This window comes from Streptomyces sp. S465, assembly GCF_026898115.1.
Lineage (GTDB): Bacteria > Actinomycetota > Actinomycetes > Streptomycetales > Streptomycetaceae > Streptomyces > Streptomyces luomodiensis.
The window spans coordinates 142,777-156,814 of sequence record NZ_CP114036.1; the positions used below are offsets into that span (position 1 = coordinate 142,777).

Here is a 14,038-nt window from a genome sequence, read left to right on the forward strand (position 1 = left end):
GGCGGGCTCGTCGGGCGGCGGGCATGAGGGTCGTCGCGGTCGAGGAGCGACGGCGACCTCCGGACCGAGGTCTACGCCTTGCGGGCGAGGAGCTGGACCTCTTGGAACTGCCGCTGGTCGGTGGGCTTCGGCTCGATCACCGTACGGGCCGCCTCAGCCAATCCGTGGTCACGCAGGAGCGCGGCGAGACGGTCGGGGCACCAGCGGTAGGCCGTTGTCACCGCATGGTCGTAGGCCTGCGTCTCGTGGTGGGGGCCGTCGGTGGCGGGGAAGCCGATCAACAGGTGCCCGCCGGGAGCCAGGACCCGGGCGATCTCGGCCAGGACGGCGGGAACGTCCTGCGGCGGGGTGTGGATGACGGACCACCGCGAGAGCACCCCGCCCAGCGCGCCGTCCTCGATGTCCAGCGCGGCCATCGAGCCGACCTCGAACCGCAGTCCGGGGTTCGCCTCGCGAGCGAGCTCGACCATCACCGGGGAGGCGTCGACACCGAAGGCGTTCAGGCCCAGCCCGTGCAAGTGAGCTGTGACGTACCCCGGCCCGCAGCCGAGGTCTGCGACCTCGCCGTCGCCGTCCGTCCGCACCAGCTCCGCGAAGGCGCTCAGCAGGGCGCGCTCCAGGGGACGGTCGCGCAAGGAGTCGTTGAACAGCTGGGCGTAGGTGTGTGCGATGGCGTCGTAGGACTCACGGGTGGCACGCAAGGTCTGAAGTTCGGTCACCCGGAGACCGTAGCGAGTGGAGGGCGCCTGCGCACCACGGCAGCGGCAGCCCGGCCTCGGCTCAGCCCACCCCGGTCGCGGCGGCTCGGGCCCAGACCCTGGTGTGGGAGTTCGATTCCACGACGCCCGAGATCCCCGGCGATGAGCTCGTCTCCTGGCTCGCTCGCGAGCTCTTCGAGACGATCGTCACCGAGATCACCGGGTCGCCCGGAATCCCACCCGTTCTCGCCTACGCCAAGGACTTTCCCCTGAATCGGTCCTGGACGGCGAGGGGCATTCCTGCCTCCTCCTGGTCGGGGCACAACGCAGGGCTAGTACTGCGACTGCATCGGTTTGCCGGGTTGGTCAGGCTGCGGCTGCGAGGGGGCGTCCGCCTCAGCGGAGGGCTTCCTCGCTGCGGATGCGGGCGCGTTCCTTGCGCTGGGAGGTGGGGTCAGGGCCGACCGGGCCGAGACCGGCAGAAGCCTGCGGGACCCGCGGGGCAGCAGGGCGTCGGACGGTCAGGCTGTGTCGATGCGTCCGGTGAAGTCCAGGATGGCCTTCGCCAGTTCGGCTGGAGCCTCCATGGCGGCGTAGTGGCCGACGCCGTCGAGGGTCACCGAGCTGACCTGGCTCGCCGCGGCGTTGGTCATGGTGGCGAGGGTGAAGGAGCCTCCGCCGGCGCCGACCGCGAGTACGGGCACGATCAAACCCGGAGTGTCGGCCAGGGCTTTGATCTCGGAGCCCTCGCGCAGCATCGACTGGTAGAGGCCGATCGCTCCGCGCCAGCCATCGGGCCGCGCGTAGGCGCGGGCGAACTCGTCGATGTCGGCGTCAGTGATCGCTCCCGGGGTCGCGCTCATGGCCGGGAAGGCGAACTGTCCCAGGAATTCGCGCTCGCGGCCGGCCAGCAGCAACTCGGGGATGCCGGGCGCGGCGAGAACGCCGATGTGCCAGGTGCCGCCGTGGGTGATGTCGGCCAGCGCCTCCAGGCCGAACCCGGGCAGCCCCATCTCGATCGCGGTGAGGCTGAGCACGTCCTGCGGGTGGTTGGCCGCGAGGCGGAAGACGCTCGCCCCGCTGATGTCCTGTCCGGTGAGGTGGACCGGGCCGATGTCGAGGTGTTCGATCAGACGGTGCAGGTCTTCGGCCGAGGTGGTGCTGTCGTACGCGCCCGGTGCGTTGTCGGAGTCGCCGAAGCCGCGCAGATCGACGGCGAAGACGCGGTGGTGCTCTGCGAGCAGCGGGATGAGTTTGCGGAAAGCCCACCATGTCTCGGGGAATCCGTGGACCAGCAGGATCGGGGTTCCACTGGTTCCCGCCGCCACGTAGTGCAGCGTGGTCCCGTTGACCTCGACGTGGTGGTGGGTGATTCCCTCAAGCGTGGCCCCGGCTGGTGTGGTGCTCATCGCTACGCTCCTCAGTTCGACAACCTGGTTGTCGGAACAGTAGGCAACCTGGTTGTCGATGTCCAGCCGGTTGCCGTACCCTCCTGCCATGTCTCGCTCCGGCGCCGATCTCGCACTGCTTCTGCTGGAAGGCTTCCGCTCACTGGTGGACGCCGCGGTCGACGAGCTGGCCCGGCGCGGCTACGAGGATGTGCGCCCCGTCCACGACTTCGCCATGCGCGCCATTGCCGCGGGCGCCGACAACGCCTCGGAGCTCGGCCGCCGCATGTCGGTCTCCAAGCAGGCGGCGGCGAAGACGATCGCGGTGCTACAGGAGCGCGGATACGTGACCCGCGACACGGATCCCCTCGACGCCCGCCGTAAGCGCATCCAGGTCACCGACCTGGGTTTCGACGTACTGCGCCAAGGTGAAGCGGTCTTCGACGAGTTGCGCGACCGATGGGAGCGGCAGATCGGCGCCGCCGAGCTCGAGAGCCTGGAGGCGCACCTTTCAGCGCTGGTCGGCACTTCGGCCATCCGCTTCGACACACCCGGCTGGATGGCGCGCGACCTCGGCGAGCCGGCCTAGAAAGCACCGTCCGCATGGCCGGCCCGCATCTGGACCGGCGTCGAGCGATGTCCGCTTCCGGCACGGTCGACAACGCAGGCCGCGGTCTCCTCACGCTCGACCAGGACCCCGCTGCCGAACCTCGCGCCGGCGCGGACGAGGGCGACGAGGTAGGCTCCGGTGATTGCGCGCCGGCGAGCCTGGGCGGGCAGGGCCGCGACCTCGACGGACTTACGGCGGTGGTCACCGTGCGGGGCCGGTGATGGCCGTTACCGACCACCAGGCGACGCCAGGCCGCGTCCGTCTCCGGCACGCCTGGTGCACTGGCTCGGCTGATCCGTCCAGCGTGTCCACCGCTCAGGGGAGCCTGCAAGGACTCTTCGCGCCACCGCCTGTGCACCGATGTACCCGTCGGCGGTCCGGACCGCCTGAGCAGTCCCGCCCTGATCACGTAAGCTCGATAGATGGCGAAGTATTTCGACGTGCACCCCGATAACCCTCAGCAGCGCATCATCGGCAATGTGACGGACAGGATCCGCTCCGGCGCGCTCGTCGCCTATCCGACGGACTCCTGCTTCGCGCTCGGGTGCCAGCTGGGCAATCGTGATGGCATGGACCGGATCCGGTCGATCCGTAATCTTGACGAGCGGCACCACTTCACTCTGGTGTGCCAGGACTTCGCGCAGCTGGGTCAGTTCGTGCACATCGACAAAGACGTGTTCCGTGCGGTCAAAGCAGCGACGCCCGGCAGCTACACCTTCATCCTTCCCGCCACGAAGGAGGTGCCGCGCCGGCTCCTGCACCCGAAGAAAAAGACAGTCGGAGTCCGCATTCCGGACCATGTCATCACCCAGGCCTTGCTCGCTGACCTCGGTGAGCCACTCCTTTCCAGCACCCTGCTCCTCCCCGGCGAGGACGAGCCGATGACGCAGGGCTGGGAGATCAAGGAACAGCTCGACCACGTGGTTGATGTCGTGGTCGACTCAGGTGAGTGCGGAACCGAGCCCACCACGGTCATCGACTTCTCCGGCGGCGAAGCAGAGATCGTACGCCGAGGAGCAGGCGACACAGCACGGTTCGAATAGCCGCGCCGACGGCATCACCACGTGTCCGGAGGTAAGCGCAGGCGCCGTGGCGGGCCAGGGAGGCGCAGTTCGGCACTCACCGGCCCGGTGTGCGCACCTGCTGGGGGCCGGCCACCGGCTTCCTCACCATCAGCAGCGAGACGACCTGATGCGGCCGAGGACCGGACTCGCACCGAGCCGCCCAGACCTCCAACGAGCGCGCCAAAGCATCGAGCAGCTCTTCACCGACACCAACCGCGGCCTCCGCTGTCCAGCCAGATGAACCGCGCATGGACCGGTCGCAGGCCGGATGCGCCTCCCGCGCCCAGGATGCGCATCCGCCCAACTCGCCTCCGCCCTGACCGAGCGGCCCCGCAGCCCCGCAGGCCGCGCACCAGGACAAGGGGCGCCCCCGCTGGCGCGAGGGTGACCCGTCGCCGGGGCGCACGGGCCCCCTTCCTCCGCCGGGGCTACGGCCACCTCGGGCCCGAACTCCCCCCGTCCGGAGGGCTACGTGCGAGGGAGCGAGGTGTTGGTGATCGGGAGCGGCTGGTCCGCGCCCGCCACGTACAGGTCCGTCGGAGCCGTACGCAGCTCGAACGTGTCGTCCTCGCGCGAGACGCGCACGGACAGCACGAAGAAGCCGTCGTCCTCGGCGGTGGTCTTCACGTGGTACTCCTGCTCCCAGTAGGTCTGGAGGAAGACCTCCGTGCCTCCGGGCTCGACCCCTTTGGGGAGGGTGACCTTGCCCTGGACGGTGAGGATGTCGCCCGCCTTCACCTTGTTCTTGTTGACCCGGTAACTGACGGAGCTGGACTTGGCGTTGGCGGCCACGGTGGTGTCCGCGTAGTAGCCGTCCTGCGGGGTGTTGAGGTCGCCGTCCTCGTCGTAGAAGGCCGTGATCTGCACCCCGTGCTGGACGTTGAGCAGGCTGCTGCCGGTCACGTGGTCGATGTCGACGTCGGGGACGGTGAACTTCCCGTTGGCGTCGGTGACCGGCGTGCCCAGGTCGCGCGGCTCGTAGGAGGTGGGGTCGATCGGGTCGCCCCACGGATTCCAGGTGGTGAAGCGAACGACCTCCTGGACGGTGACGGGGATGTTGGGCGCCGGGGTGCCGTCGGCCTTGGTGACGGTGCCGGTGACGTCGACGTTGCGGTTGTCGTAGTCGGTGCTGGTCGGGTTGGTGCTCACGGTCAGCGTGTAGGCGTCGCCGGGAGAGGCGTCCGAAGACTTCGCTGAGGCAGCGGGCGCGGACAAGGCGCCTGCGGTGAGCAGGAGCGCGGCGGTGGCGGCAAGCCGCGTCGGCAGGGACTTCCTGGGCACGGGTCAACTCCAACTTCGATGGGCACTGGAGGAGTCGCGCCGGGCGGCACCGGTTCCGCCGCGGCGCAGATGTGCGACGCACCAGCTTCGACCGGCGGGGCGGGGCGGGAGTTGTCCCCTGTGCGATCGCTGTTACGCGGCTGTGGCAGGAGACGGGTTTGTCCGGGTTGCGGGTTCACCTGGAGGTCGACCGAAGGCCACCCCGCATTGCGCTGCTGCCTCTCCCCACGGCTGCCGCGTGGACTGAGGTGTCGTCGTCAACCAGGTCGAGCGATGGTTTCTGCCTCCTGACCGACAGAGCTCGCAACGCCGCGCCGCATATCTTGATCGAATTCCCGGCGCAGGACACGAGGAGCCCCTACGCGGACTCTTCCCGCACCGCGACCGAGAGCGCGACGTCTCGATGCGCATCGTGTTCGGCGAGCCGGGCGACGAGGGACGCACGTACGTCCTTGTAGGTGTCGGGTCCGAGAGGGAGCCGCAGCGGCACCGCGCCGCTGTCGACGAGGTCGATCATCGCCTCCGCTATCTTCCGCGGGTCGTTGGGGAGCGGGAAGGCGCCGTCGGCGAGCGCGCGCCGTACCTCGCCCGCCGGGGTGTCCTCGTACTCCGGCATGACCGGCGCGGTGGCGAGGGAGCCGCCGAATCCGGTCGGCGTCGCACCGGGTTCGACGATGGTCAGACCGATGCCGAACGGGGCGATCTCGCGGGCCACCGTGTCGCAGAAGCCCTCGATTCCCCACTTCGAGGCGTGGTAGTAGCCGAAGTTCGGATAGGTGGTCTGGCCTCCGGCGGTCGAGACCTGGAGGATGCGTCCGTGCCCCTGGGCGCGCAGATGGGGCAGCGCGGCGCGGATGACGTGGATCGAGCCGAGCAGATTGGTGTCGATGACCTGGCGGATCTGCTCGTCGGATGCCTCCTCGACGGAGGCGAAGACGCCGTATCCGGCGTTGTTGACGACCACGTCGATCGTGCCGAGCGCCTTGAAGGCGTCGGTCACGACCCGGTGCACCTGCGCGGTGTCGGTGACGTCGAGCCGGGCGAGCCAGAGGCGGTCGCCGTACCGGTCGCGCAGAGCTTGCAGCGCCTCGGGCCGGCGCAAGGTCGCGGCGACCCGGTCGCCGCGTGCCAGCAGGTGCTCGGTGAGCAGGCGCCCGAAGCCGGAAGAGGTACCCGTAATGAACCAAGTGGTGGGCATTGCCGTGCCTTTCGTCGATGTCGTCACCGACGCTATGAGTTCAAGCCGACTTGAGGTCAAGCGGCCTACAGTGGGGACATGACGGCTGCGGAGATCACCCTGAGCATCGGCGAGGTCAGCGCACTGACCGGCCTGACCGCGCCCACCCTGCGCTTCTATGAGCAGGAGGGACTGCTCGCCGTACCGGTACGGCGCAACGCCGCGGGGCGGCGGGTGTTCACCGAGGAAGAGGTGAACTGGCTGAAGGTGTGCACGAAGCTGCGTTCGTCGGGGATGCCGTTGCCCGAGATCCGCCGCTACGCCCAGCTGGTCCTGGAGGGCCCCGGCAACGAGGCCGAGCGGTTCGAGATCCTGCGTCGACACGAGGCGAGGGTGCGGCAGCAGGTGGCAGACCTCCAGGAGGCCCTCGGCGTCATCCACCACAAGGTCGAGATCTACGCCCAGCACCTCAACACGGGCACGGCGGACGGCCTGTGGCGCGACGGCCCGGGGTGCGCCTGAGGCTTCAACGTCCGTCAAGCCGGCGCGGTACCGGCGGTGCCGAGCCGAGCCGCCGACCTGCTGGACGATACGGGCCGTGGCGCCGGCGTCCGGGACGCGGGCGCGACCGCCGGTCACCCGGGCCATGTGGGCGCGAGTCATCGTCGCCGCCTTCACCCTGCTCGTCGCCGCCCTCGCCTGAGCCTGCGGGCGGCCCCGTTTCGCGGCCCTTCCGCGCCGGGCCCGGTTGGCGGCCTGGCCCCGTTTCTCCGGGATGACGCCTCACTCCCTGAGCGGCGCGTACTGCCGCATCTCCCAGAAACCCGCACGTGACCTGCTCCCGCTGCGCGACCCGGACACCGACGAGTAGGTGTGAGACCAGCCCGCGAGTCAGCGCGTGATCAGGTCGGCGCCTCTTTCTTGAACGAGCGATCCAGTTAGGTTACGGTGGGGTCATGGCAAGGACCCGGGAGTTCGATACCGAGGCGGTGGTGAGCCGCGCCATGGAACTGTTCTGGACGCGCGGCTACGAGGCGACCTCGGTGCGCGATCTGACCCAGCACCTGGGGATCGGGCAGGGGTCCCTGTACGCCGCGTTCGGCGACAAGGATGGCCTGTACCGGGCCGCGCTGGAGCACTACCGCACCACCCTCGCGGCGGCCGCCCTGCGCAGTCTGGAGGAGGGGGCGGACGCCCGCGCGGCGATCCGTGCGCTGCTGACGGGGCGGATCCGCATCGCCGTCAGCAGCGGCGGCCAGGGCTGTCTGGCCGTCAACGCCGTCTGCGAGCGGCTGCCTCGGGACGCGGCGACCCGGCGCATCGTGCGCGACATGCAGGACGCGAGCCGGGAGGCGTTGACCGAGGTGCTGCGGGTCGCGATGGAGCGGGGCGAGATCGCGACCCGGCACGACCCGCACACGGTCGCCGCGTTCCTGGTCACCTTCCTCAACGGGCTGCTGGTCTCCTCGAAGATCACACCGGACGCACCCGCTCTCGAACCCCTCGTGGAGGTCGCGCTGTCCGCTCTCGACTGAGCGGTCCCGCGGCCTCGGCCGGCCGTTTCTCATGCCCCGAATCTGTAACGCTCGATAAAGAAAAGGAAGCACCCACGTGATGATGTACGACCACACCACAACGCCCCTGCGCACCGGCCGTGCCGCCGTCAACGGGACGAGTCTGCACTACCGGACGGCCGGGTCCGGCCCCGCCGTGGTGCTGCTGCACGGCGTGCCCAAGACCGGCTACCACTGGCGCCACCTCGTCCCGAAGCTGACGCCCCACTACACCGTCGTCGTCCCCGACCTGCGCGGTCTCGGCGACTCCGCCCGCCCCGCGGACGGCTACGACTCCGCGACGATGAGCGACGACATCGCCGAGCTGATGGCCCGCCTCGGACACGAGACCTACGCCGTGATCGGCGAGGACTGGGGAGCGGTGATCGGCTACCAGCTCGCCGCCCGCCACCGCGACCACGCCACCGCCCTGGTCTTCGCCGAGGCCCTGTTCCCCGGCTTCGGCTTCGAGGACCACACGGCCCTCACCCCCGAGAACGTCTCCAGTGGCATGCACCTGTGGCACCTGGGCTTCTACTTCCAGCCCGACGTTCCCGAGATGCTGATCGCCGGGCACGAACGCGAACTGATCACCTACATGATCAAGAACGAGCGCAGCCACCCCGACACCGCCACCCCCGACGCGATCGAGGAGTATGTGCGCTGCTACTCCATGCCCGGCGGCATCCGCGCGATGCTCGCCGTCTACCGGGCGATGCTCACCGACGCCGGACAGAACCGGCAGGCCGCACAGCAGAAGCTGGACATCCCGGTCCTGGCGCTCGGCGGCTCCGCCTTCATCGGCGAACGCAACGAGTCCCAGGCACGGCTCGTGGCCCACCACGTCACCGGACACGTCTTCGACGCGGGCCACGACCTCGCGGAGGAAGTACCCGACGAGATGGCCGACGTCGTCCTGCCGTTCCTGGCAGCGCACCGGTAGCCGACGTCCGTCCGCCGGGGCCGGAAGGCCCCGGCGGACGGAACCGGTCACCGTCGGCATGCAGATCGAATCTGCGCGGTCAGAAGTCGCTGCTGCGACCGGCTACCGCACCGGGCAGGCACGTACAGGTGCGCTTTTTCGAATTACCGGATTTCTGATGCGGTTTTGGCACGCATGGGTGATCATCAGCTCATCTGAAGTCCCTTCACGGAAGGCTTACCTTTATGAGACCGACGCGTGCCGCTCTGCTCGTCGTGGCCACCGCCCTGACACCAGCCCTCCTCTTCACCGCCCCGGCGTTTGCCAGCGATTCGGCCGCCTCGGCCACCACCACTGCCGTGGCGGCCACCTCCGGCACCCCGGTGGACGAGATGTCGGAGGACGAACTGCGTGCCGCGATCGCCGCCATCCTGGCCGACGAGGACAGCGGCAAGGGGGTCATCAGAGAGGCCAATGAGGCCCTCAACGGCACCGTGGACGACATGCGGACCTTCTTGAAGACGGGCTATCGGCTGGCCCAGGCCGAGGACGACCGGGTCGCCATCACCCACATCCTGTACGTCGCAACACAGAACAACGACAAGCGGGTCATCGAGGAGGCCAACAAGCTCCTCGACGGCAACTCTCCGGAGGAGATGCGCGCCTGGCTGGAGACGGGCTATCGGCTGGCCCAGGCCGAGGACGACGCCGTCTACATCGTTCGCATGCTCGCGGACCCGAACATCAGCGATGCCCTGCGCGCCGCCGTCAACGCGGCCCTCGACGACGGCTCCCCAGAGACCCTGCGCTACTTCCGTGAGGTGGGGCAGTACGAGGTGGACGGCTAGGCCAAGCGAGGGCCCTGCCACCCGACGCGGCCCGTGGTAATCCGGTCAATGGCTCGGTGGCGGCCGCCACCACAGACCGCGTGGACGTCCGGTCCGCCGGTCCGCTGTCCGACGTTGTCACGCTTGCAGCGGGACATGGACCCTCTCGGCGGACTGGGCCATCACGGGCGTGAGTAGTTGAGGTACGGGCAATCCCGGTGAGATCGATCTTGCCGGGGTTGTTGCCTTCCTACTTGGGGGATCGCCGAGTCCGGGATGCCAGCGGTCATCGACCGGGCAGTGGCCTCGCCCACAGGCGCCAGCGCCCGGCCCCCGACACTCCCGGTCCGGCTCGGGATGCGGCCATGAGCGGATCGCCCGAGCCTGGCGGTATGGCTCGTGCCCCGGTCGCCGTCGCCGTCGATCATGCCGGCGGCGGCAAGGTTTTCGAGGGCTTGGCGTTGAGCGATGTCGTTGGGGTCGTCGGTGTCGTTGGGGTCGAAGATGCCGTCGATCCAGACGCGCAGGAGGGCCTCGGCACGCCGCCGGACCCGGCCCCCGCCGTCGGACCTGACCCTGACGCGCGGGTCAGGGGTTAGCGTCACCGCCCTGCTGGTGCCGACGACGCTTCACACACCGTCCCGGCCGGACCGAACGGAGCCTCGCCATGACCACCGCGCACGCCCGCCCCCTCCCCCGCACCGCCCGCGAGGTCCGCCTCGCCGCTGTGCCCGACGGCCTTCCCCGACCGGACGACTTCACCGTCACCCGCACACCGCTGCCCGAACCCGGCCCCAAAGAACTCCTCATACGTAACCGCCACTTCACCGTCATGTCGGGGTTGCGCACCTTCTCAGCGGCCGCGAGACGACGTCCTCGTTCCCGTCGATCCGGCCCGGCGACACCGTGTTCGGTGCGGCCGTCGGCGAGGTGGCCGCCGCCCCGGACGGCGGACGGTTCCGGCCCGGCGACGCGGTCGTCCACCCCTACGGCTGGCGCGAGTACGCCGCCGTCGCCGAGACCGACTGCGTCCCCGTCGACCCGCGCTTCCCCGATGCCACCGCACACCTTGCGCCCAGCAGCCCCGCCTACGGCGCGCTCACCCGGCTCGCCGCCGTACGCGACGGCGACACCGTCCTGGTCACCGGTGCGACCGGCGGCATCGGCTCACTCGCCGGGCAGATTGCCCGGCTGCTGGGTGCGGGCCGGGTTATCGCACCACCCGCTCGCCGCACAAGGCCGCCCGGCTGACGCAGGAGTTGGGTTACGACGCCGTCCTCGTCCCGGGAAAGGTGCCGCTCGCCGGCAACTGGCTGGGGCCGCGCCGGGCGGACTCGACGTCGTCCTCGACCTGGTGGGCGGCGAGCAACTCCGCGCTTCGACGGGGGAGGTGCTCCCGTCGTCGACCCGGCCCTGGACGTCGTCAACCGCCGCCTCACCGTCATCGACGCCGAAATCGCCCGCCTGACCCGGCTGCGCGACAGCCTCGCCGCCCAGCCCGCCCGGCAGACGGTGAACACGAACGCCACAGGAACGACCAGGACAAGGAAAGCCGGGCCCACCCTGCCCGACACTTCCATGACCCCCGGCACCAGCAGACCGTCTCCGACCGGCACCGGCTGACGATGCCACCCCATCTGCCGGCCGACGGCCGGGCCCGCCCGCTGACTTGGCAGACCACGCGGGCCGGCGGGGCGACAGTCCCGTGCTCATCCCAGTGCTGCGGGTTCTGCACGTCCGGCGCCGCGGACCCGGTCGCCCACGCCGCGCGCCCGGACCGGGCGCGCGGCGACAACTCCAGCCGCGACAACCGCGCCCACCTCTGCCGTCGGGGCGTCAAGGCGACCATCGCCGCGATCGTCATCCGGCTCCGCGACACCGTTCAGGAGCCGTCAGAAACACCCTGACCCTTTTCGGCGCGGCCGTCGTACTCCTCACGGGCGGCGAGGACTTCTTCGATGTGCCGCACCGACCACTGCGTGAGCGCCCTCAGGGGACCTCGCAACGTCTGGCCGAGCGGGGTCAACTCGTACTCCACGCGGGCCGGCACCTCGGGGTAGACGGTCCGCAGGACCAGTCCGTCGCGTTCGAGGGTGCGCAGCGTCTGGGTGAGCATCTTCTCGCTCACTCCCGCGAGCCGCTGGCGCAGTTGGGTGAACCGGCACGCCCCGTGCCTGCCGAGTTCGCCCAGTACGAGAACCGCCCATTTGCTGCCGATCTGGTCGAGGAGGTCACGCGAGGGACAGCCACGCGCGTACGGGTCCCATGACGGTATGGGCTCGGTCACATTCTCGGCGGTCGTCACACTGCTCACCTCGATACTTTCTTCCGGGTTGCCACCTTACCTTCAAGTGGTTCCTTACCAGAAGAGAGTGACCAGGTCATCCTGGGGTTCGTGCCGCGGGAGGTCCGCGGCAGGAAGGGAGCGTCCCCATGTCGATCGTTGTCACCGGAGCCTCCGGACAGCTGGGCAGGCTCACCGTCGAAGCGCTGCTGGAGCGCGGGGTGCCGGCCCCGGACATCGTCGCGACCAGCCGGGACGTCGCCCGGCTCAAGGAGTTCGCCGACCGCGGTGTCGTGGTGCGCCGGGCCGACTTCGCGGACCCGGACAGCCTCGCGGCGGCCTTCGAGGGCGCGGACAAGCTGCTGCTGATCTCGACCACGACCGTGGACGAGCGGGTCGCCAATCACCGCCGGGCCATCGACGCCGCGGTGGCGGCAGGCGTGTCGCTGGTGGCGTACACGAGCATGGCGCACGCGGACACGGCCACCACGATCCTCGCCGCCACCCATCGCGCCACCGAGGAATACCTGCGGGGGCGCGCAGTGCCCAGCGTGCTGCTGCGCAACAGCTGGTACCTGGAGAACTACACCGGCCAGCTGCCGCTGGTGCTGAAGAGCGGCTCCGTGGCCGGGGCCGCCGGCCAGGGGCGGATCAGCGCCGCGGCCCGTGCCGACTACGCCGAGGCCGCGGCGGTCGTGCTGACCACCGAAGGTCATGCCGGAAAGGTGTACGAGCTGGGCGGCGACGAGGCGTTCACCCTGGCCGGGCTTGCCACGGCGATCTCGGCTGCCACCGGGCGGCAGATCACCTACACCCACCTCCCGGCCGACGAGTTCGCCCACGCGCTGACCGGCGCCGGCCTGCCCGCCGAGCTGGCGCACGTCCTCGCCGACGCGGACCTCGGCATGAGCCGTGGGGAGCTGTTCACCGCTTCCGGTGACCTGCGGCGCCTGATCGGCCACCCGACGACGCCCCTGGCCGACGCGATCGCCGACGCACTGCGCTGACAGGCCGACGAGGCGCCGGTTCACCTTCCCGATTCACTCACATCCCTCCCGCTCACCCGGGGAAAGGTCCTTCACGATGTCCACCCGTACCACCGCACGCGCCACATGGCCCCGCCCGCTCCTCACCCTCACCGCGGCGTCCGCCGCCCTGGCAGCCCTTACGCTCCCCGCCGCCGCCGCGCCGGTCCATGACCGCGAGGACAGCGGCCACACGATCACGGTGGGCGGCAGCCAGGCCTTCCCCGAGAGCGTCGCGGCCGACCGCCACTACGTCTACACCGCCAGCATCGCCGACGGCACCGTCTACCGCGGGCGCCCCGGGGCGAAGACGCTCGACCCCTTCCTGCCCGGCGGCCAGGACGGCCGTACCCAGGCCACCGGGGTCAAGACCACCGGCGACCGGCTGCTGGTCGCCGGCGCCTTCACCGGGCGCTTCTTCGTCTACACCACCGCCGGAGGGCTCGTTTCCTCCTACACCGTCCCCGATACGGGCGAGCCGACCCTCCTCAACGACGCGGCCGTCACCCCCGACGGGGACGTCTACATCACCGACTCCCTGCGCGCCGTGGTCTACCGGATACCGGCCGCCGAGGTGAACGCCCCTGCCACCGGCGCCCAGCGGACCCTGGAGGTGGCCTACCACCTGCCGGACTACGTGGCCGGCCAGTCCAACGGCAACGGCATCGTCACCTCCCCCGACGGCAAGTCGCTGATCATCGGCTACTGGTACAGCGGCGCGCTCTACCGGCTCACCCTCGCCACCGGCGAGATCACCAAGATCGCAGCGCCGGCGCTGACCAGCGCCGACGGGATAGCACGGCGGGGGGACACCCTGTACGTCGCCCGTTCCGTGGACAACGAGGTCGACACCCTGCGGCTGTCCGGCGACAACACCCGGGCCACCGTCATCTCCGAACGCACCTACCCCGGAGCCGACACCGTCACCGGCGTCGCCGTGAGCCGGGACCGGCTGCTGGTGACCAACTCCCAGATGGACACCTTCCTCTACGGCGATCCGCAGACCAGCCCGGTGTTCACCCTCGAAAGCCTGCCGCTGCGCTGACCCCGCGGTCAGAACCTCTCGAAGCGGATCTGCCCCGCAACCGTTTCCCGGCCAGGACTGGCGAATCCTGGAATCACAGCGGCGGTTTGCGGCCCAGGGCCGTCGACGCACGGTCATGTTCGCTTCATCAAGGGGCTGAATTCCAGCCAGCTGACTGTTGCGTT

The 14,038-nt window shown here is 70.0% G+C and carries 15 protein-coding genes; 10 read left to right on the forward strand and 5 right to left on the reverse strand.

Annotated features, from left to right (window positions below):
* Positions 1-71 precede the first annotated feature (71 nt).
* Positions 72-719, reverse strand: a complete 648-nt coding sequence (locus N6H00_RS00710) for a class I SAM-dependent DNA methyltransferase (protein WP_268969512.1) — start codon at positions 717-719, stop codon at positions 72-74.
* A 500-nt stretch (positions 720-1,219) separates the two neighbouring features.
* Positions 1,220-2,107 (reverse strand): alpha/beta fold hydrolase, encoded by an 888-nt coding sequence (locus N6H00_RS00715; protein WP_268969513.1) that lies wholly within the window; start codon positions 2,105-2,107, stop codon positions 1,220-1,222.
* A gap of 88 nt (positions 2,108-2,195) precedes the next feature.
* Between N6H00_RS00715 and N6H00_RS00720 the strand changes: the two genes are divergently transcribed.
* The 3 genes from N6H00_RS00720 (at position 2,196) to N6H00_RS00730 (ending at position 3,739) form a co-directional block, all read left to right on the forward strand.
* Positions 2,196-2,675, forward strand: coding sequence for a MarR family winged helix-turn-helix transcriptional regulator (locus tag N6H00_RS00720; protein ID WP_268969514.1), 480 nt, complete (start codon positions 2,196-2,198; stop codon positions 2,673-2,675).
* A gap of 14 nt (positions 2,676-2,689) precedes the next feature.
* The gene (locus N6H00_RS00725) at positions 2,690-2,917 is read left to right on the forward strand and encodes a hypothetical protein (protein WP_268969515.1); all 228 of its coding nucleotides are present in this window, start codon (positions 2,690-2,692) and stop codon (positions 2,915-2,917) included.
* Between the two features lie 201 nt (positions 2,918-3,118).
* Complete coding sequence (locus N6H00_RS00730; protein WP_268969516.1) at positions 3,119-3,739, forward strand: L-threonylcarbamoyladenylate synthase; 621 nt, start codon at positions 3,119-3,121, stop codon at positions 3,737-3,739.
* Between the two features lie 489 nt (positions 3,740-4,228).
* On the opposite strand, the gene N6H00_RS00735 is transcribed toward N6H00_RS00730, so the two are convergent.
* Entirely contained in the window at positions 4,229-4,909 is a 681-nt protein-coding gene (locus tag N6H00_RS00735) for an acyl carrier protein (protein WP_268969517.1), read from the reverse strand.
* A gap of 490 nt (positions 4,910-5,399) precedes the next feature.
* The gene (locus tag N6H00_RS00740) at positions 5,400-6,239 is read right to left on the reverse strand and encodes an SDR family oxidoreductase (protein WP_268969518.1); all 840 of its coding nucleotides are present in this window, start codon (positions 6,237-6,239) and stop codon (positions 5,400-5,402) included.
* Between the two features lie 78 nt (positions 6,240-6,317).
* On the opposite strand from N6H00_RS00740, the gene N6H00_RS00745 reads away from it, so the two are divergent.
* The 5 genes from N6H00_RS00745 to N6H00_RS00765 all read left to right on the forward strand — a co-directional run bounded on the left by N6H00_RS00745 (position 6,318) and on the right by N6H00_RS00765 (position 10,771).
* Positions 6,318-6,740: a MerR family transcriptional regulator gene (locus N6H00_RS00745; RefSeq protein WP_268969519.1), complete on the forward strand. Its 423-nt coding sequence runs from the start codon at positions 6,318-6,320 to the stop codon at positions 6,738-6,740.
* A 434-nt stretch (positions 6,741-7,174) separates the two neighbouring features.
* Positions 7,175-7,753 (forward strand): TetR/AcrR family transcriptional regulator, encoded by a 579-nt coding sequence (locus N6H00_RS00750; protein ID WP_268969520.1) that lies wholly within the window; start codon positions 7,175-7,177, stop codon positions 7,751-7,753.
* A 79-nt stretch (positions 7,754-7,832) separates the two neighbouring features.
* On the forward strand, positions 7,833-8,714 hold the full coding sequence (locus N6H00_RS00755; protein ID WP_268976817.1) for an alpha/beta fold hydrolase: 882 nt from the start codon (positions 7,833-7,835) through the stop codon (positions 8,712-8,714).
* Positions 8,715-8,938: 224 nt separating this feature from the next.
* Positions 8,939-9,541 carry an ALF repeat-containing protein gene (locus N6H00_RS00760; RefSeq protein WP_268969521.1) on the forward strand — a complete coding sequence of 201 codons (603 nt, stop codon included), beginning with the start codon at positions 8,939-8,941 and terminating at the stop codon, positions 9,539-9,541.
* A gap of 885 nt (positions 9,542-10,426) precedes the next feature.
* A complete protein-coding gene (locus N6H00_RS00765) occupies positions 10,427-10,771 on the forward strand; it encodes a hypothetical protein (RefSeq protein WP_268969522.1) in 345 nt (114 codons plus the stop codon).
* Between the two features lie 631 nt (positions 10,772-11,402).
* Here N6H00_RS00765 and N6H00_RS00770 read toward each other — a convergent pair.
* On the reverse strand, positions 11,403-11,834 hold the full coding sequence (locus N6H00_RS00770; RefSeq protein WP_443072889.1) for a winged helix-turn-helix transcriptional regulator: 432 nt from the start codon (positions 11,832-11,834) through the stop codon (positions 11,403-11,405).
* A 119-nt stretch (positions 11,835-11,953) separates the two neighbouring features.
* Here N6H00_RS00770 and N6H00_RS00775 point away from each other — a divergent pair, with 119 nt between their 5' ends.
* Both N6H00_RS00775 and N6H00_RS00780 read left to right on the forward strand, forming a co-directional pair.
* Entirely contained in the window at positions 11,954-12,811 is an 858-nt protein-coding gene (locus N6H00_RS00775) for an SDR family oxidoreductase (RefSeq protein ID WP_268969523.1), read from the forward strand.
* Between the two features lie 76 nt (positions 12,812-12,887).
* Complete coding sequence (locus tag N6H00_RS00780) at positions 12,888-13,874, forward strand: SMP-30/gluconolactonase/LRE family protein (RefSeq protein WP_268969524.1); 987 nt, start codon at positions 12,888-12,890, stop codon at positions 13,872-13,874.
* The last annotated feature ends 164 nt before the right edge of the window (positions 13,875-14,038 follow it).

Bases quoted from the DNA above. Each gene is read 5' to 3' on its own strand.
- N6H00_RS00740 (WP_268969518.1), bottom strand. From the start codon at position 6,239: ATGCCCACCACTTGGTTCATTACGGGTACCTCTTCCGGCTTCGGGCGC.
- N6H00_RS00775 (WP_268969523.1), top strand. From the start codon at position 11,954: ATGTCGATCGTTGTCACCGGAGCCTCCGGACAGCTGGGCAGGCTCACC.
- N6H00_RS00745 (WP_268969519.1), top strand. From the start codon at position 6,318: ATGACGGCTGCGGAGATCACCCTGAGCATCGGCGAGGTCAGCGCACTG.
- N6H00_RS00755 (WP_268976817.1), top strand. From the start codon at position 7,833: ATGATGTACGACCACACCACAACGCCCCTGCGCACCGGCCGTGCCGCC.
- N6H00_RS00720 (WP_268969514.1), top strand. From the start codon at position 2,196: ATGTCTCGCTCCGGCGCCGATCTCGCACTGCTTCTGCTGGAAGGCTTC.
- N6H00_RS00730 (WP_268969516.1), top strand. From the start codon at position 3,119: ATGGCGAAGTATTTCGACGTGCACCCCGATAACCCTCAGCAGCGCATC.
- N6H00_RS00760 (WP_268969521.1), top strand. From the start codon at position 8,939: ATGAGACCGACGCGTGCCGCTCTGCTCGTCGTGGCCACCGCCCTGACA.
- N6H00_RS00715 (WP_268969513.1), bottom strand. From the start codon at position 2,107: ATGAGCACCACACCAGCCGGGGCCACGCTTGAGGGAATCACCCACCAC.
- N6H00_RS00725 (WP_268969515.1), top strand. From the start codon at position 2,690: ATGGCCGGCCCGCATCTGGACCGGCGTCGAGCGATGTCCGCTTCCGGC.
- N6H00_RS00780 (WP_268969524.1), top strand. From the start codon at position 12,888: ATGTCCACCCGTACCACCGCACGCGCCACATGGCCCCGCCCGCTCCTC.
- N6H00_RS00750 (WP_268969520.1), top strand. From the start codon at position 7,175: ATGGCAAGGACCCGGGAGTTCGATACCGAGGCGGTGGTGAGCCGCGCC.